The sequence below is a fragment of the Thiomonas sp. FB-Cd genome (genome assembly GCF_000733775.1).
Taxonomy (GTDB): domain Bacteria; phylum Pseudomonadota; class Gammaproteobacteria; order Burkholderiales; family Burkholderiaceae_C; genus Thiomonas_A.
Genome location: NZ_JPOE01000005.1, coordinates 1,128,446 through 1,143,347, shown reverse-complemented (window position 1 = coordinate 1,143,347; position 14,902 = coordinate 1,128,446). Strand labels below are relative to the sequence as shown.

The window sequence follows — 14,902 nt, the reverse complement described above, 5'->3', positions numbered from 1 at the left end:
TGAGCGTGCGTTATAACGCCCATCTGCTAATCTTTCACCGTGCGTCATAGCGCACGGTGGAAGATTACAACAGAGGAGCCAATGGTGGGCAATCGCATCGCGAGCTGGTTCTCGCCCGCGCACGTATCGGCCGGCTTTATTGCCGTGCTGGTCGGGTACACGAGTTCAGCGGCCATTGTTTTTGAGGCGGCGCGCGCCGCGGGCGCTTCGCCGGCCGAGATGGCGTCCTGGCTGTGGGCCCTTGGAATCGGCATGGGGCTGACATGCATCGGACTGTCTCTTTATTTTCGAAGCCCGGTGCTGACCGCCTGGTCAACACCAGGTGCGGCCTTGCTGGCCACTGGATTAGCGGGAGTTCCCATGGCCGAGGCAATCGGCGCCTTTGTTTTCGCATCGGCGCTGATCGCACTTTGCGGCGTGACAGGCTGGTTTGACCAGATCATGCGACGCATTCCCAAGGCGTTGGCTTCAGCGATGCTCGCCGGCGTGCTTTTGCAGTTCGGCTTGGATGTTTTTGCCGCCTTACCCGACCAGCGCCTGCTCGTCAGCCTCATGCTGGGGCTCTTTCTCCTCGCCCGACGTCATCTGCCGCGTTATGCCGTGCCCCTGACCTTCCTGCTCGGGCTCCTTGTTGCCGCGGCGCAGGGCATGATCAGGGTGGGCAGCATCAGGGTCGCATTCACGCACCCCATATGGACCTCACCGGCGTTTTCCCTACCCGTTGTGCTGGGGGTGGGGTTGCCGCTGTTCATCGTCACGATGGCCTCGCAAAATGTTCCCGGCATGGCGGTCCTTCGCACCAACGGCTACGCCACGCCATCATCACCCTTGATCAGCTGGACCGGTCTTACCGGCGTGCTGCTCGCACCGTTTGGCGGATTTTCGTTCAATCTCGCGGCAATTACCGCAGCGATCTGCATGAGCAAGGATGCGGACCCCGACCCGGCGCGGCGCTATCGCGCGGCCGTCTGGGCCGGCGTGTTTTATCTGGTGACAGGCATCATGGGCGCGACGATTGCCAGCGTTTTCGCCGCGTTTCCGCGCGCTCTGGTGGTCGCCATCGCTGGACTGGCTCTGCTGGGCACCATCGGCAACAGTTTGCTCAATGCGCTCGGCACAGAAGACGAACGCGAGCCTGCACTCGTCACCTTTCTCGTCACCGCGTCCGGCCTCACCATGTTCGGCATCGGAAGTGCCTTCTGGGGCCTCGCGCTGGGCATTGCGGCGTCCTGGATCTTCGAGCGCCGGTAGCGCAGCGGCACGCCCCACAAAGCATCCGGAGCGCATCCGGACTGAGGCGGCGAGCGCGCACCCAGGACTCGCCTGGGTGCGCGCCATCCGCGCCTCCTGGGACCCGCCACCTCGCCCAAAGCGGCCGAAGAATGTCAGGCGTGCTCGGGCTGTGGACGTGCGGCGGTCAACGCCGGCGCTCCATCGCCGGTGTTCGATCCGCCTTGGCGCCACTGCAGCATCAACGCATCCCACTGCGCAAGCGCCTGCTCCAGCTGATCGGCCTTGATGTGGCCAAAGCCGCGAATATGTTCCGGCACGCTGGCTATGCGCACGGCAAGCTCAAGGTTTTGCGCATTGAGCCCGCCCAGCAGTTCGCCCACGGTGTCACGGTAGCGCGCGATGAGCGCGCGCTCTTGCCGGCGCTCCGCCGTGTGCCCAAACGGATCCAGCGCGGTGCCGCGCAGCACCTTGAAGTGGCGCAGGGCGCCGAAGACGGTGCCGATCCAGGCCCCGAATTCGCGCTTCACCAAGTGCCCCTTCGCATCGCGCTTTGACAGCAAAGGCGGTGCGAGGTGGTAATGCAGCTTGAAGTCACCCTCGAACTGCTCCTGGATTTGCGCGGCGAACTCCGGGGTGCGGTGCAGCCTGGCCACTTCATATTCGTCTTTGTAGCTCATGAGCTTGAAAAGGTAGCGCGCCACCGCCTCGCTCAGCCGGCTCGATTGCAGTGGGCCCTCGCCCGCGCGCACCTTGGCGACGAACGCAGCGTATTGCGCTGCGTAGCCAGCACTCTGGTAATCGGTGAGAAACTCCACGCGCCGCTTGATGACCTCGTCCAGCGAGGGGCGGCGAACGAAGCGGATCACCTGTCCGGTCGCCGTGAGCGCGGCAAAGCCCTGGGGGTCGGCGGCAGCGCGACGACCCCATTCAAACGCGGTCTTGTTCTTCTCGACCCCCACGGCATTGAGCTCAATGGCGCGCAGCAGTGAAGCACGCTGCAGCGGTAGCCAGCCCTTTTGCCATGCGAAACCCAGAAGCATGAGGTTGGCATACAGCGCATCGCCCAGCAACTGCACGGCAGCATCCTCGGCATCGAACCCGGCGATTTGCCCGGCCCCTGCAGCCTGCTCAATGGCTGCGCGGCAGGCTGCGGCCGGGAACTGCCAGTCCGGCTGGTGCACGAAGGTCGCCGTGGGGGTGCCGTGGGTGTTGAGCGCCACATAGGTGCGGCCTTCACGCACGCGCGAGAGCGTCTCGCGGTCGGCCGTCACGATACTGTCGCAACCGAGGATGAGCTCGGCCTCGGCCATGGCAACGCGCGTGGTGTGGATGTGCTCCGGCGTGTCGGCGATGAGCACGTGGCTCCATGTCGCGCCGCCTTTTTGGGCAAGGCCCGCCGCGTCTTGGGTGACGATGCCCTTGCCCTCGATGTGCGCGGCCATTCCCAGGAGCTGGCCGATCGTGATGACCCCGGTGCCACCCACGCCCGCCACCAGGATGCCGTAGCAGCCGCCGCCGGCGCGGTCGGCCTTCACGGGATCGGGAATGGCCGGCTCGGGCAAGACGGGCAGTGCATCTGCGCTGGGGGCCTGGGCTGGCTTGGGCTTGCGCAAGGCTCCGCCCTCGACCGTGACAAAGCTCGGGCAGAATCCCTTGAGGCAGGAGTAATCCTTGTTGCAGGTGCTTTGGTTGATCGCCCTCTTGCGGCCGAACTCGGTTTCCAGCGGCTCCACGGACAAGCAGTTGCTCTGCTCGGAGCAGTCGCCGCACCCTTCGCACACCAACGGGTTGATCACGACGCGCCGCGGCGGATCCTCCATCAACCCGCGCTTGCGACGCCGGCGCTTCTCGGTCGCGCAGGTCTGGTCGTAGACAATGACCGTGGTGCCGGGCACGTCACGCAGGCGCAGCTGGATCGCGTCGAGTTCGTCGCGGTGGTGCACGGCGATGTTGGGCCCGAGGTCGTGGACGCCCGCATATTTCTGTGGCTGGTCGGTGACGACGACGATCTCGCGCACACCTTCAGCTTGCAGCTCGCGGGTAATTTGCGGGACCGTGAGGCCGCCCTCCACGGGCTGGCCACCGGTCATCGCCACCGCATCGTTGAACAGAATCTTGTAGGTGATGTTGGCCTGGCTGGAAATGGCCTGGCGGATGGCCAGCAGACCGGAGTGGTAGTACGTGCCATCGCCGAGATTGGCAAACACGTGCTTGTCCTTGCTGAACGGTGCCTGTCCGACCCACGCCACGCCCTCGCCCCCCATCTGGCTGAAGGTTGTCGTGCTGCGATCCATCCACACGACCATGTAGTGGCAGCCGATGCCGGCCGTCGCGCGCGAGCCTGCCGGCACGCGCGTGCTGGTGTTGTGCGGACAGCCCGAGCAGAACCATGGTGGACGCTTCTCGGAGATGGGCATCGCGGCAAGCGCCCGTTCCTTGGCGCCGATGATTTCCATGCGCTCCCGAATTCCGCGCTGCACGTCCACCCCGGCCTCACGCAGGATGCCCAGGCGGTCGAGCCGGCTGGCGATCGCGCGGGCGATGATGGCTGGATTCAGGTCGGCCTTGGCGGGCAGCAACCAGTTGCCGCCCGGGTTCGGTTGGCTCCACTCGCCTCCTGTGCGGTCTCCCTCGCGCTCGTCGAACTTTCCAATCACATTCGGGCGCACGTCCTCGCGCCAGTTGTAGAGCTCTTCCTTGAGCTGATATTCAATGACTTGGCGCTTCTCCTCGACCACCAGGATTTCCTGCAAGCCGGTGGCGAATTCGCGCGTGATGGCAGCTTCCAGTGGCCACACGACGGCCACCTTGTGCAGGCGGATTCCCAGCTGCGCGCAGGCCTCGGCGTCCAAGCCCAAGTCGGCGAGCGCCTGGCGTGTGTCGTTGTAGGCTTTGCCCGAGGCCATGATGCCCAGCCGCGCACGCGGGCTATCGATCACGGTGTGGTTCAGACGGTTCGCGCGGATATAGGCCAGGGCCGCGTACCACTTCACGTCCATCAGCCGCGCTTCTTGCGACAAGGGGTCGTCCGGCCAGCGAATGTGCACGCCTTCCGGCGGCATCTCGAAATCGGTGGGCAGGATGATGCGCACGCGGTCATGCGACACGTCGACCGATGCCGAGGACTCGACCACCTCCTGGATGGTCTTCATCCCTGCCCACACCCCGCTGTAGCGGCTCATCGCCAGCGCATGCAGGCCGAGGTCCAGGATATCCTGCACGTTGCTCGGAAAAAACACCGGGAAACCCACGGCCTTGAAAATGTGGTCGCTCTGGTGCGCCGCAGTGGAGCTCTTGGCGACATGGTCGTCGCCGGCCACTGCGATGACTCCGCCGTGTCGTGCCGTGCCGGCCATGTTGGCATGCTTGAACACGTCCGAGCAACGGTCCACTCCGGGGCCCTTTCCGTACCAGATGCCAAACACGCCGTCATACTGCTTGCTTTGCGGATACAGGTCTAACTGCTGCGTGCCCCACAGCGCCGTCGCTGCCAGCTCCTCGTTCACGCCGGGCTGGAAGACGATGTTGTTGGCGGCAAGCAGCTTTTTAGCCTTCCACAGCGCCTGGTCATAGCCACCAAGCGGAGATCCGCGATAGCCGGAGATGAATCCGGCCGTGTTCAGGCCCGCCGCGGCGTCGCGTTGGCGCTGCAGCATCGGCAGGCGCACCAGGGCATGAATGCCGCTCATTAGGGCGCGGCCCGATTCAAGGGTGTATTTGTCGTCGAGCGAGACCGATGCGAGTGCTCGGCGTATCGCTTCGGGAAGGGGTGCGTCCATGGCACTTGTCTCCTTGGTGGGCAGCCTTGGGGGATGAGCGGCCGCCGCATGCAGCGCGTGCTGCGGGTTGTGCGTCTGGCCCTAAACGTGTTGCGCCCGGGCCGCCTCCGCGCCTTGTGGGCACGGGCTGATCGTCAGCAACGCGATGCTAGTGCCGGATTGTGGGAATTGCCAGCGGCTTGGGCAACCCTGGGGTGACGGAGCCGGTCGGCGTTTCGGACCCGAGGCGGGCGAATGCCGGAGTCCGCAATCACCGGCTGCAGAGCGCGGCATTCGCCGCAGGGCCTTGGGAAGGGCCTCAGACCGGCGGATGCAATCGGCCGTGCTCGCCGCTGCCGGTCCTCAACGCTGCTCCACGCATAGCGCGCTGCCCCCGGCTTGGGTGAGGTTGGTCACGGTTGCCTGGCGGCCCTTGAACCAGACTTGCAGGTCGCCGTTCTTGTAGCGGGCACCATCGGCGGCGACCGTCTGGTCGAGCCGTACGACGCCCAAGGCGGTGGAAAGTGTGACGCTGACGTCGCCAAACGTGGCGATAAATGACGTGCCGTCATTGCACACGAAACGCACGGCGTTGGCCGGCAACGGCCCCGATGGTTGCGGGCCGGAGGCAGACGGCATTGGCTGCTGCGCCGGCGCAGTGGGAACCGGCGGGTATACCGAGACTGCAGGGGGTGCCATGGCGCCTGAGGCAGGGGGCGCGGCTTGTGAACTGGGTGCGAGCGGAGCGGGCAGGGGCGCCGATTCGGGCGCCAGCGGCTGCACGGCAATCCCGGGCGTGGGCTGCAGGGGCTGAGCTTCCGCAGCGGGCGGCTGGGCGCTTGGCGCAGGTGGCGGGCTGTACGTGTTGCGCGGCGCGGGCGGGACGCGAGCTGGCGGCGCACTCATCGGGATGTTGACGATCGGCGCGGGCCCATTGAGGGGCACCGCGGTCTCGCAGCCCGCCAGCAGCGCAGCAAGCGCGACGGTGCCAAAGACGGTCCCAAGGCGCTGGCACCCGGAGGACGGCGGGTGTTGCGAAGTTTGCAAGCGGGTGCATCGCGTGTGCGGGCTGGGGCGCATCGTGGGCTTCTCCTACGGTCGGGCATGCACGGTTGGCATGAGGGGACTTGGGGCAATTACACCAGAAGATTAGGCAGGGCAGCGCGGCGAGCCACACCCGTGCCACGCGTGCATCAGGGTGCAACGCCGCGCGGCAGCAACACCCACATGCGTCCCGGCGATTGCATGCGCCCGGCCGCATCCCCGGCGGCGTCCCCGGTGCCAAAGAACAAGTCCGCGCGAAGCGAGCCCGTAATGGCGCCGCCGACATCCTGGGCAAACACCAGGCGGGTGAATGGTTGCCCAGCAACGTTTGTGGCAAGCCACAACGGTGTGCCAAGCGTGAGCAGTCGCTTGTCCACCGCCACGCTGCGCATGGGCGTGAGTGGCACGCCCATGGCCCCGATGGGGCCGCGTCCGGGGTGCTCGAGCGGCGTGGCGTGAAAGAACACCATGCGCGGGTTGGCGTCGAGCATTTGCGGCAGGCGGTTCGGGTGCATCTGCGCCCACGCGCGGATGATCTGCATGGTCACCGTGCCTCGGAGCTCACCTTGCTCGAGGAGCCAGCGGCCTACGGATTTATACGGCCAGCCGTTGTCGCCTGCGTAGCTCAGGCGCAGCATGTGCCCGTCGGGCAACTCCACCAGGCCGGAGCCCTGCACTTGAAGAAAGAGCGCGTCGACGGCGCTGTCCAGCCACGCCACGACATGGCGCCCAAGCGCGGCCAATGCCTGCGGATCTGCGCTGACTTGTGCGCGGCTCCAGTAGGGAAGGAGCTCCTTGCGCCCGTTGCTCCATGCGATGCGGCCGCGTGTGATGCCGTCCGGTGCATCGGGCCGGGCCAGCAGGTCACCCGGCAAGCCGTAGATCGGTACGACGTAAGGCCAGCCGCGAGTGCGCGATCCCCTGAATACGGGCTCGTAGTAGCCGGTGACGAGCCCCTGATCCTGCCCGTTTACGCTGGCGGCTTGCCAGGGCTGGAACCATTGCTCGAAAAACGCGCGCTGGGCAGCGATGTCATCAGCGGCCACGCCGCGTGCCGCGGCGCACGCCGCAGCCAGCTGGGGCACCGGGGCGCGGCAGTCCTGAAGCCAGGCTGACCAGACGTTGCCGAAATCATCAGCCTGCCACCCCGGCAGGTCGTCGAAACTGGCGGGTTGCAGGCGCAATCCGTTGCCGGTGAGCGGCGCCATGGCCCCAGGCGGTGCACTCGGCGCGGCGGCGGGCGCGATGGGTGCGGAGCGCAACGGCGCCTGAGAAGGCGGTGACGCGCAGCTGGCGAGCAGGGCACAAGCCAGTGCCAGCGCTGCCCGTCGCGCCGCGGCACGGGAGCGCTCAAGCAGCCATGCGCCTCGTGCGCGCGACCGGATCATGGCGCCTCCGTCGGTGGCCAGACAAAGCTCAAAGGCCTGCGCCAGAGTTGACGGCGCAGCGCCGCGTTGAGCAGGCGGCGGTCCTGCAGGCCGATGCCGCGTGAGCGCAGCGCCAGACGAAACGCGAGATAAAAGCTCGTCACCACGTTGAGCAACCCGGTTGCCACGATGCCGGCCACCGCCCACCAGAACCAGCCTTCGCGCAGCACGCCGAGCCCCAGCGAGGCGACCGATGCGCCCATCATGCCCGCGGACAGGGTGACGTGCCGAACAGCAAACGCGATGCCGAAGCCGGCCAGCAGCGCCGGCAGCAGCCCCATGAGAAGGCCCAGCGACACGTTGCCCGCCATCATGCTGACATTGCTGCGCCACCACGTGGCCCAGCGCGCCGCGCGCTCAGGGCCAAGGGTGCTGCGGATGCGCGGGTTCCAGCGAATGGCGCTGTCGAGCCTGTTCAGGACGAAGGCGTTCTCAGCCCAGCCTGCGACGACGCTGGAGGCGAAAAGCAAAAGCCCGGTGAGCATGGCAAACAGCGGCGTGGGCCCAAGCAACGACAGCGAGCGAATTTCGTGCTCGGCGTGCATTGCACTGAGCAATGGGTGCCCAGTCGCCCGGGCCATGGCCAATCCCAGGACGAGCGCAACGGGGAAGACCATGGCGATATTGCCAAGGATGCCGGCGGCTTGTGAGCGAATGAGAGCGGCGACCTCGCCAACAAAGCTCTCCACCGCCGCGCGGTCGGAGAGGTCGGAAAGTTTGTCGGCCATGGCCGGCGCGGTCATGGCAGGCTGCTTGGTGGCAATCGTCCAATGCAACAGCGAGACGACCACGAAGGTGGTCGCATAGTTCATTCCGACCCAGAACCCGGAAGGAATGAGCGGCAACCGCAGCCCCAGAAGGCCGAGTTTGCCCCATGTGGTGAATCCCATCACGAGCCCGCCGCCGGCGGCAGCGAAGAGCATTGCGCGGTACTCGCTCGGCGTGCGGGTGATGTAGTGTTCGCCGGTCTCGGCGTGGCGCTCGGCGATCTTGCGCGCCAGCAGCGACGTGTTGCGCGCCAGCAGCGCACGGATGCTGCGGCGCCGGCTGGCAATGCCCACGAATTCGCCAAGCATCTGCGCGTGCCCGCGCGCTGCGTTGGCGTGCAGCAAGCAGCCGAGCAAGGTCTCAACCCGCGCGATGCGCCGCCCCAGCTGGGTGGCGTCGAAGACGATGGCAACCGATACGCCGTTGTCTTCCAGATGCTCGGGTACGGTTCGCACGGCCTGTGCGCAGGCGCTGAGGAGCGCGCGGAAATAGGTGAGCGCCTGGGGCAGCGCGGCGCCGTCGGCATCTGCCTTCGGCAAACCCGAGTCGACGGGAGCTTGGAGTTGCGGTTGCAGCGCCTCCCAGGCGGCGGCCAGTTGACGAAACGGGGATACCGCGTCCTCCACGGCTTCGCTGGTGGCGCGCATGCGCCGCCGCAGATCGGGGGAAAACGCCGCGGCGCGAATTTGACTCACGCTGTACGTGATCGCCTCCTGAATTTCGCCGCGCCAATGTGCGGCGATATCCTGCCCGGCGCGCTGAGTCGGGGCCTCGCCCGCCGCCGCTTCCGCGGGGGCGTTGGGCGCCCGCTGCACGGTGAGCAGCGCGGCGATGCGCGCCAGCACGGGGTCGGGTACAGCCACGAGCCAGGCGGCGTCATCCGCGCTGGGAAACAGCAGTCCAAACAGGGCGGCCAAGTCGCTGGTGTCCGGTGTGGCGGGCAGAAGCTTGAGGCGCAGGCGCGCGGCGAACTCGGACCAGAACGCCGGGCGGGCGGTGAAGCCGAAGTCAGCCAGCAGCGCAGTGGCGTCGTTGTGCACAATAAAGCGCTGGAGCAGCGCCACCACGCTGGCGTGGGCGCCAGCGTCGGCGTCCAGGGCGTCGAGCACCGCCTGCGCTCGCCACACCGGAGCCGGAAGCGACGCGAGCTGCTCGGTGGTCAGCGCCGGCATGAGGAGATGGGGCTGGGGGCCGGCGCGCAGCCAGTGCAGCAGTGCGATGAGCCACAAGTGGCGCTCAGGGCGCAAGGAAGCCGGATCCGCACTGCGTAGCAGGGCCTCGAGCTGCGCCTGAGCGCTGTTGCCGGGCCGGGCTTCCATGCCGGGAAGCGCGCTCAGTGCAGGGTCACGCCAGGCGGCATGAGTGCGAATTCCGAGATCGGTGCGTCGAACCGGGTGCCATCCTCGGCCACGCAAAAATAGCTGCCGCGCATGCTGCCCGAGGGGGTATTCAGGCGCGTCCAGCTTGTGTACTCGAAGGTCTCTCCTGGCTTGAGCAATGGCTGGTGGCCGACAACGCCCAGGCCCTTGACCTCTTCCACGCGGCCGGTTTCGTCCATGATCACCCAGTGGCGTGCGATGAGCTGCGCGGGTTTGCTTCCGGTGTTGCGGATGTTGACGGTGTAGCTGTAAGCCCACACACCTTGTTCAGTGTCGGACTGCTCGGGCAGAAATTCGGGCGTCACAGCCACGGAAAATTGATAGACATTCATGGTGCGTCCGATTGTAGACACCCGGGGCGTTTTCGAGGATCCAGGGCTTTTACAATCGCGCCACCATGAAACCATACCGCATCGCACCCAGTATCCTCTCAGCCGACTTTGCCCGTCTGGGCGAGGAAGTGCGCACGGTCATCGACGCCGGCGCCGACTTCATTCACTTTGACGTGATGGATAACCATTACGTGCCCAACCTGACCATCGGTCCGCAGGTCGCGCAGTCGATCAAGCCCTATTGCAAGCGCGCCAATGGCTCACCCGTGGCCCTGGACGTGCACCTGATGGTTGAGCCCGTGGATGCCCTGGCGCAGCTTTTCGCCAAGGCGGGGGCCGACATCATCAGCTTCCACCCCGAGGCGAGCCGCCACGTGGATCGGACCCTGCAACTCATTCGGGATGCCGGTTGCAAGGCAGGGCTCGTATTCAACCCGGCCTCGAGCCTGGAAGTGCTGGACTACGTGCTTGACAAGGTGGACTTGGTGCTGATCATGAGCGTCAATCCGGGCTTTGGCGGCCAGAGCTTCATCGAGGAGGCGCTTCACAAGACCGCGCTGGTGCGTGGCAAGATTGACGCCTATGCGGCCAGGAGCGGGCGCAGCATCCTGCTCGAGGTCGATGGCGGGATCAAGGCGGACAATATCGCCAAGGTCGCAGCCGCTGGCGCTGACACCTTTGTCGCCGGCAGCGCCATCTTCGGGCAACCCGACTACAAGGTTGTGATTGACGCGATGCGTGCCAATCTGGAGTCCGTCAAATGAATGCACAGCTACAACTGCCGGGGCTCAGCGTGAATGGACGGTCCATGCGTGCCGCGATCGTCGATCTCGACGGCACCATGGTGGATACGCTTGGCGACTTTCACGCCACGCTGAACCGGATGCTTCCTGAGTTTGGCCTGCCCGAGGTCAGCCGTGACCAGGTCGAGGTGCGCATCGGCAAGGGCTCGGAATACCTGGTTGCACAGACCCTTCGCATCCACGTGTCTGACGCCCAGGCTGACGAACTCTATCCGCGGGCCATCGACGCCTACCAGCGTCACTATGCCGACGTGAACGGCAAGCATTCGGACGTGTTCCCAGGAGTGCTGGAGGGCCTGCAGCGCTTTACCGACACGGGCTTGGTGCTCGCTTGCATCACCAACAAGCCCACCGCGTATGCGCGTGAGCTGTTGCGCCAGAAGGGGCTGCTGGACTTTTTTCGCGCGGTCAATGGCGGCGATGCGTTTGCGCGCAAGAAGCCCGATCCCATGCCCCTGGTGGAGACCTGCCGGCAAATTGGCATCGATCCGGCCCACACGCTGATGGTGGGCGACTCGCAAAACGACGCGCTGGCGGCTGGAGGTGCCGGATGCGCCGTGGTTCTGGCGACCTACGGCTACAACCACGGCGAGCCCATTCGCGCCACGGCTGCTGCCGCCTACTTTGACCGCCTCGATCAGCTTCCGCTGCAGCTGCCGGCCTGAGCGGCAAGGGCCACCAGCCGTCGACGAACGGCCGGCGGATGGCTAATCCCGCGCCGGCCTAGCCATGCCTGGCGCAGCAGCCGCGGTGCGGGACGGCGGCCGTGCGGTCAAAGCGCCTTCGCGGGCTTTGCACAGCCCAAGCAATCGGCTGAGGGATGGTTCTGCTTTTGCACTGCGGCGCTGTTGATCACGGCGTGCGGCAGCGCCCGGGCCAGGCTGTCGAACAGCTCGGCCCCGCCAAGGGGAGCCATTTTCAGTCCGCCGGGGACCATGATGTAAGTGCCTTGCTTGCCAAAGGATCGCAGGGACACCGTCTGCCCTGCGGGGATCGTTTTCACACTCTTGAACATGTCCTTCACCTTTGCGAGATCGGGCTCGTACTGCTTGTATTGAGCAGCCGATACGCTTTTCTTCACGAGGGCATCAATGGCTTGGCCGAGCTGCGCGCCGCCAACGGCTTTCATTGGGATCAGTCGCAATTCCTTCGGACTTGCGGTCATGATGGCGGAGTCGGACGTGCTGTTTTCCGGCACGTACAGCGCTGCTGCCATGCGCTGGCCGGCCAGGGAGATCACGCCCGCGCCATTGATCCAGAGGGGGGTGCCGTTGGCTGGACTGGATTGTTCAACCGACACACCGCCAACCTTGATCGCGGCATTGGCATTCATGGTTGCGAAGCTTGTGGCCAGCGCTGCGGCCAACATGATTTTTTTCATCGATGACTCCTCGGGCTCTTGCTTGAGCGTTCAATATAAGTGATCAATTATTCACGCATTCCGGGCGTGAGGGGTGTGATTTCGCAACAATCTGTGAGCGCTCGCAAGCGCATGCCGCAGCGCGCGCTGGCGTGCGCCGAGCCAGTTCACATCTTGCGCCGTGTCAGGCCCGGAGCGCGGGCGGCAGGCGCGGCAACCGGGCTCAGTTGCTCTGCGCTGCATCCCCGAGGAGGGCACCCTTGAGCCGGGCGTCGGCGGGATCCTTGCCCAGCCAGATCTTGAGCATGGCATTGAAAAAGTCAGGCTCGGCGTAGGGCGCATCGGCGGGCGCGCCGTCAATGTCGATGGTCGTGCCTTGTCCGGGAACAAACCGCAGGCTTACCGTCTCGCCGGTCTTGAGGTTGCGCTTTCGGGCGAACAGTCCGCCAAGTCGGGCCATCGCCGGAATCAATCCCGAGAATTCCTGTGCCGAGACATTGTTCTGAATCCCCTCGGTGAGCTTGTCACCCAGTTCCTTGCCGCTGATATTGCGCAGCATGACCAGATGCAATTCCTTGGGTCCGGGCATGTCCAGCGCAGCTTTCGCACTGCCGGTCTTGCTGGGCAGGTACAGCGCTGCAACATAAACCTTGAAGAAGACGAAGTAGCGTGTTCCAGCCCCATTGAGCACGAGGTTCTTGCCCGCAAGTTGCTGTGATGGCTCGATCTGCACCCCGTGGATGTCCAGCGCATGGGCAGCCTGTGCGCATACCGTGAGCGTGGCGGCGAGAAGCAGGCGTGGCACGAGGCCCGGTGCGCGGCTGGTAGGGGGCATGGCGTCTCCGAAGTGCGGATGGGTGGAAAAAAGCACGTTCGTTCAGTTTCCGACAAATTCCCGGGCTTGGCAAGCCCGCACGACCGTCATGCTCCAACGTCCCGGCGCCGAGAGGGGCGCGGGTTTGCTACAGTCGAGCCATTTCGGGCGCTGCGCTAGCGTGCCCGGCAACGCACTTGATCGCGCGCATGTTCGTCCATCGCAAACACATCTTCGGTTCAGCGGACCGGGGGGCTTGGCCCTGGCGGGCCTGAGCGCCCGATTCCCACCCACTCGACTGCGCGTGCGCCCTTGCAATCCGCACCTGCGCCGTAGCCCTGCCCGCACCGGTGCCTCGTGCTGGCCATGAGGCCGCACATGACACAGCCTTCCGTCGGGAAGGCCAAGCGCGGCAGGGGCTCTGATCAAAAGACATGACGCCATGACCGAACTCGAATTTCAATCTTTAGCGCGCGAGGGCTACAACCGCATCGCCCTGGTTTCCGAGGCATTCGCGGATCTGGAGACCCCGCTTTCGCTCTATCTCAAGCTGGCGCACCCCGCACAAGGGGGGCGCAATACCTTTCTCTTGGAGTCGGTTGTGGGCGGCGAGCGTTTCGGGCGCTATTCCTTCATCGGACTGGCCGCACGCACAGAGCTTCGCGTGAAGGACGGCGTCACGCGGGTTCTGCACGACGGCGTCGAGGTCGAGCGTTCCGAGCAGCCGCCGCTGGATTTCATCGAAAGCTACTACCAGCGCTTCAAGGTTGCGCTGCCGGCGGGAATGCCGCGATTTTGCGGTGGTTTGGCCGGTTACTTCGGTTATGACGCCGCGCGTTACATCGAGCCGCGCCTGATGGCCTCAGGCAGGCGCCACCCCAAGCCCGACCCGCTGGGACTGCCCGACATTCTGCTGCTGCTGAGCGAGGAGCTTGCCGTGATCGACAATCTGTCGGGGCGGCTGTACCTGATTGTCTACGCTGACCCCACCCAGCCCGAGGCCTTTACACGGGCTCGCTCGCGCCTGCGTGCGCTTCGTGAGCAATTGCGCTTTTCCGTGACTGCGCCTGCCATGACCCGCAGCACCGTGACCCCGACGGAGCGCGAGTTCGACAAGGCCGATTACATCAACGCCGTGGAGCGTGCCAAGGACTACATCGCGGCCGGCGATTTCATGCAGGTGCAAGTCGGCCAGCGGCTGCGCAAGCGCTATACCGAGTCGCCATTGTCACTGTACCGCGCGCTGCGTTCGCTCAACCCCTCGCCGTACATGATTTACTTCAATTTCGGCGACTTTCAGGTGGCGGCCTCGTCGCCCGAGATTCTGGTGCGCCAGGAAGCGGTGACGCAGGGACGCAAGATCACCATCCGCCCCCTTGCTGGAACCCGCCCGAGGGGCGCAACGCTTGAGGATGATGCGCGCCAGGAGCGCGAGCTGTTGGCGGACCCGAAGGAGCGCGCCGAGCACCTGATGCTCATCGATCTTGCGCGCAATGACCTCGGTCGTATCGCCACGACGGGTAGCGTGAAGGTCACGGAAGCCTTCGCCATCGAGCGCTATTCGCACGTCATGCACATCGTCAGCAATGTCGAGGCCTTGCTCAAGCCAGGGCTTTCAGCCATGGATGTCTTGCGTGCGACTTTTCCTGCGGGGACCCTGTCGGGCGCGCCCAAGATCCGGGCCATGGAGGTGATCGACGAGCTTGAGCCGACTCGCCGCGGGTTGTATGGCGGCGCCATTGGGTATTGGAGCTTCGCGGGGGACATGGATGTGGCCATTGCGATCCGCACGGGTATCGTGAAGGACAACTGGCTGTATGTGCAGGCGGCTGCTGGCGTGGTTGCCGACTCGGTGCCGGAGATGGAATGGCGCGAAACCGAAGCCAAGGCCAGAGCCGTGTTGCGCGCGGCCGAGCAAGTGCAGGAAGGTCTAGACGGCTGAAGGGGTGCAGTTGACGCATCGCCTGCACGATTTCCGATGCGT

11 protein-coding genes are annotated in these 14,902 nt (G+C 65.4%); 4 read left to right on the top strand and 7 right to left on the bottom strand.

All coding sequences use genetic code 11. The annotated features are described in order from the left end of the window. Window positions 1–81: 81 nt before the first annotated feature. Window positions 82–1,251, top strand: coding sequence for a benzoate/H(+) symporter BenE family transporter (locus CD04_RS0119095; protein WP_031409689.1), 1,170 nt, complete (start codon window positions 82–84; stop codon window positions 1,249–1,251). A 134-nt stretch (window positions 1,252–1,385) separates the two neighbouring features. Here CD04_RS0119095 and CD04_RS0119090 read toward each other — a convergent pair whose 3' ends face one another. From CD04_RS0119090 to apaG, 5 genes are all read right to left on the bottom strand, one after another. Then, window positions 1,386–5,012 carry an indolepyruvate ferredoxin oxidoreductase family protein gene (locus CD04_RS0119090; RefSeq protein WP_051849440.1) on the bottom strand — a complete coding sequence of 1,209 codons (3,627 nt, stop codon included), beginning with the start codon at window positions 5,010–5,012 and terminating at the stop codon, window positions 1,386–1,388. 342 nt (window positions 5,013–5,354) lie between these two features. Next, complete coding sequence (locus tag CD04_RS22290; RefSeq protein WP_231480697.1) at window positions 5,355–6,038, bottom strand: MliC family protein; 684 nt, start codon at window positions 6,036–6,038, stop codon at window positions 5,355–5,357. Window positions 6,039–6,184: 146 nt separating this feature from the next. Then, window positions 6,185–7,423 carry a murein transglycosylase A gene (locus tag CD04_RS0119070; RefSeq protein WP_051849439.1) on the bottom strand — a complete coding sequence of 413 codons (1,239 nt, stop codon included), beginning with the start codon at window positions 7,421–7,423 and terminating at the stop codon, window positions 6,185–6,187. Beyond that, window positions 7,420–9,549 carry a site-specific recombinase gene (locus tag CD04_RS0119065; RefSeq protein ID WP_051849438.1) on the bottom strand — a complete coding sequence of 710 codons (2,130 nt, stop codon included), beginning with the start codon at window positions 9,547–9,549 and terminating at the stop codon, window positions 7,420–7,422. The genes CD04_RS0119070 and CD04_RS0119065 overlap by 4 nt, the downstream gene beginning before the upstream one ends. A gap of 14 nt (window positions 9,550–9,563) precedes the next feature. Further along, entirely contained in the window at window positions 9,564–9,941 is a 378-nt protein-coding gene (gene apaG / locus CD04_RS0119060) for a Co2+/Mg2+ efflux protein ApaG (RefSeq protein ID WP_031409680.1), read from the bottom strand. Window positions 9,942–10,006: 65 nt separating this feature from the next. Between apaG and rpe the strand changes: the two genes are divergently transcribed. Then, window positions 10,007–10,705, top strand: coding sequence for a ribulose-phosphate 3-epimerase (gene rpe, locus CD04_RS0119055; protein ID WP_031409677.1), 699 nt, complete (start codon window positions 10,007–10,009; stop codon window positions 10,703–10,705). Further along, window positions 10,702–11,409: a phosphoglycolate phosphatase gene (gph, locus tag CD04_RS0119050; protein WP_031409675.1), complete on the top strand. Its 708-nt coding sequence runs from the start codon at window positions 10,702–10,704 to the stop codon at window positions 11,407–11,409. Before rpe ends, gph begins: the two co-directional genes overlap by 4 nt. A gap of 107 nt (window positions 11,410–11,516) precedes the next feature. On the opposite strand, the gene CD04_RS0119045 is transcribed toward gph, so the two are convergent. Further along, entirely contained in the window at window positions 11,517–12,125 is a 609-nt protein-coding gene (locus tag CD04_RS0119045) for a chalcone isomerase family protein (RefSeq protein WP_051849437.1), read from the bottom strand. Window positions 12,126–12,327: 202 nt separating this feature from the next. Then, complete coding sequence (locus CD04_RS0119040) at window positions 12,328–12,939, bottom strand: chalcone isomerase family protein (protein WP_038168569.1); 612 nt, start codon at window positions 12,937–12,939, stop codon at window positions 12,328–12,330. Window positions 12,940–13,360: 421 nt separating this feature from the next. On the opposite strand from CD04_RS0119040, the gene trpE reads away from it, so the two are divergent. Beyond that, window positions 13,361–14,860 (top strand): anthranilate synthase component I, encoded by a 1,500-nt coding sequence (trpE, locus tag CD04_RS0119035; protein WP_031409669.1) that lies wholly within the window; start codon window positions 13,361–13,363, stop codon window positions 14,858–14,860. Window positions 14,861–14,902: the final 42 nt, after the last annotated feature.

What these genes read in the sequence shown, in the direction of transcription:
- CD04_RS0119040 (WP_038168569.1), bottom strand. Translation starts at nt 12,939, where the DNA reads ATGCCCCCTACCAGCCGCGCACCGGGCCTCGTGCCACGCCTGCTTCTC.
- apaG (WP_031409680.1), bottom strand. Translation starts at nt 9,941, where the DNA reads ATGAATGTCTATCAATTTTCCGTGGCTGTGACGCCCGAATTTCTGCCC.
- CD04_RS0119045 (WP_051849437.1), bottom strand. Translation starts at nt 12,125, where the DNA reads ATGAAAAAAATCATGTTGGCCGCAGCGCTGGCCACAAGCTTCGCAACC.
- trpE (WP_031409669.1), top strand. Translation starts at nt 13,361, where the DNA reads ATGACCGAACTCGAATTTCAATCTTTAGCGCGCGAGGGCTACAACCGC.
- gph (WP_031409675.1), top strand. Translation starts at nt 10,702, where the DNA reads ATGAATGCACAGCTACAACTGCCGGGGCTCAGCGTGAATGGACGGTCC.
- CD04_RS0119095 (WP_031409689.1), top strand. Translation starts at nt 82, where the DNA reads ATGGTGGGCAATCGCATCGCGAGCTGGTTCTCGCCCGCGCACGTATCG.
- CD04_RS0119090 (WP_051849440.1), bottom strand. Translation starts at nt 5,012, where the DNA reads ATGGACGCACCCCTTCCCGAAGCGATACGCCGAGCACTCGCATCGGTC.
- rpe (WP_031409677.1), top strand. Translation starts at nt 10,007, where the DNA reads ATGAAACCATACCGCATCGCACCCAGTATCCTCTCAGCCGACTTTGCC.
- CD04_RS0119065 (WP_051849438.1), bottom strand. Translation starts at nt 9,549, where the DNA reads ATGGAAGCCCGGCCCGGCAACAGCGCTCAGGCGCAGCTCGAGGCCCTG.
- CD04_RS0119070 (WP_051849439.1), bottom strand. Translation starts at nt 7,423, where the DNA reads ATGATCCGGTCGCGCGCACGAGGCGCATGGCTGCTTGAGCGCTCCCGT.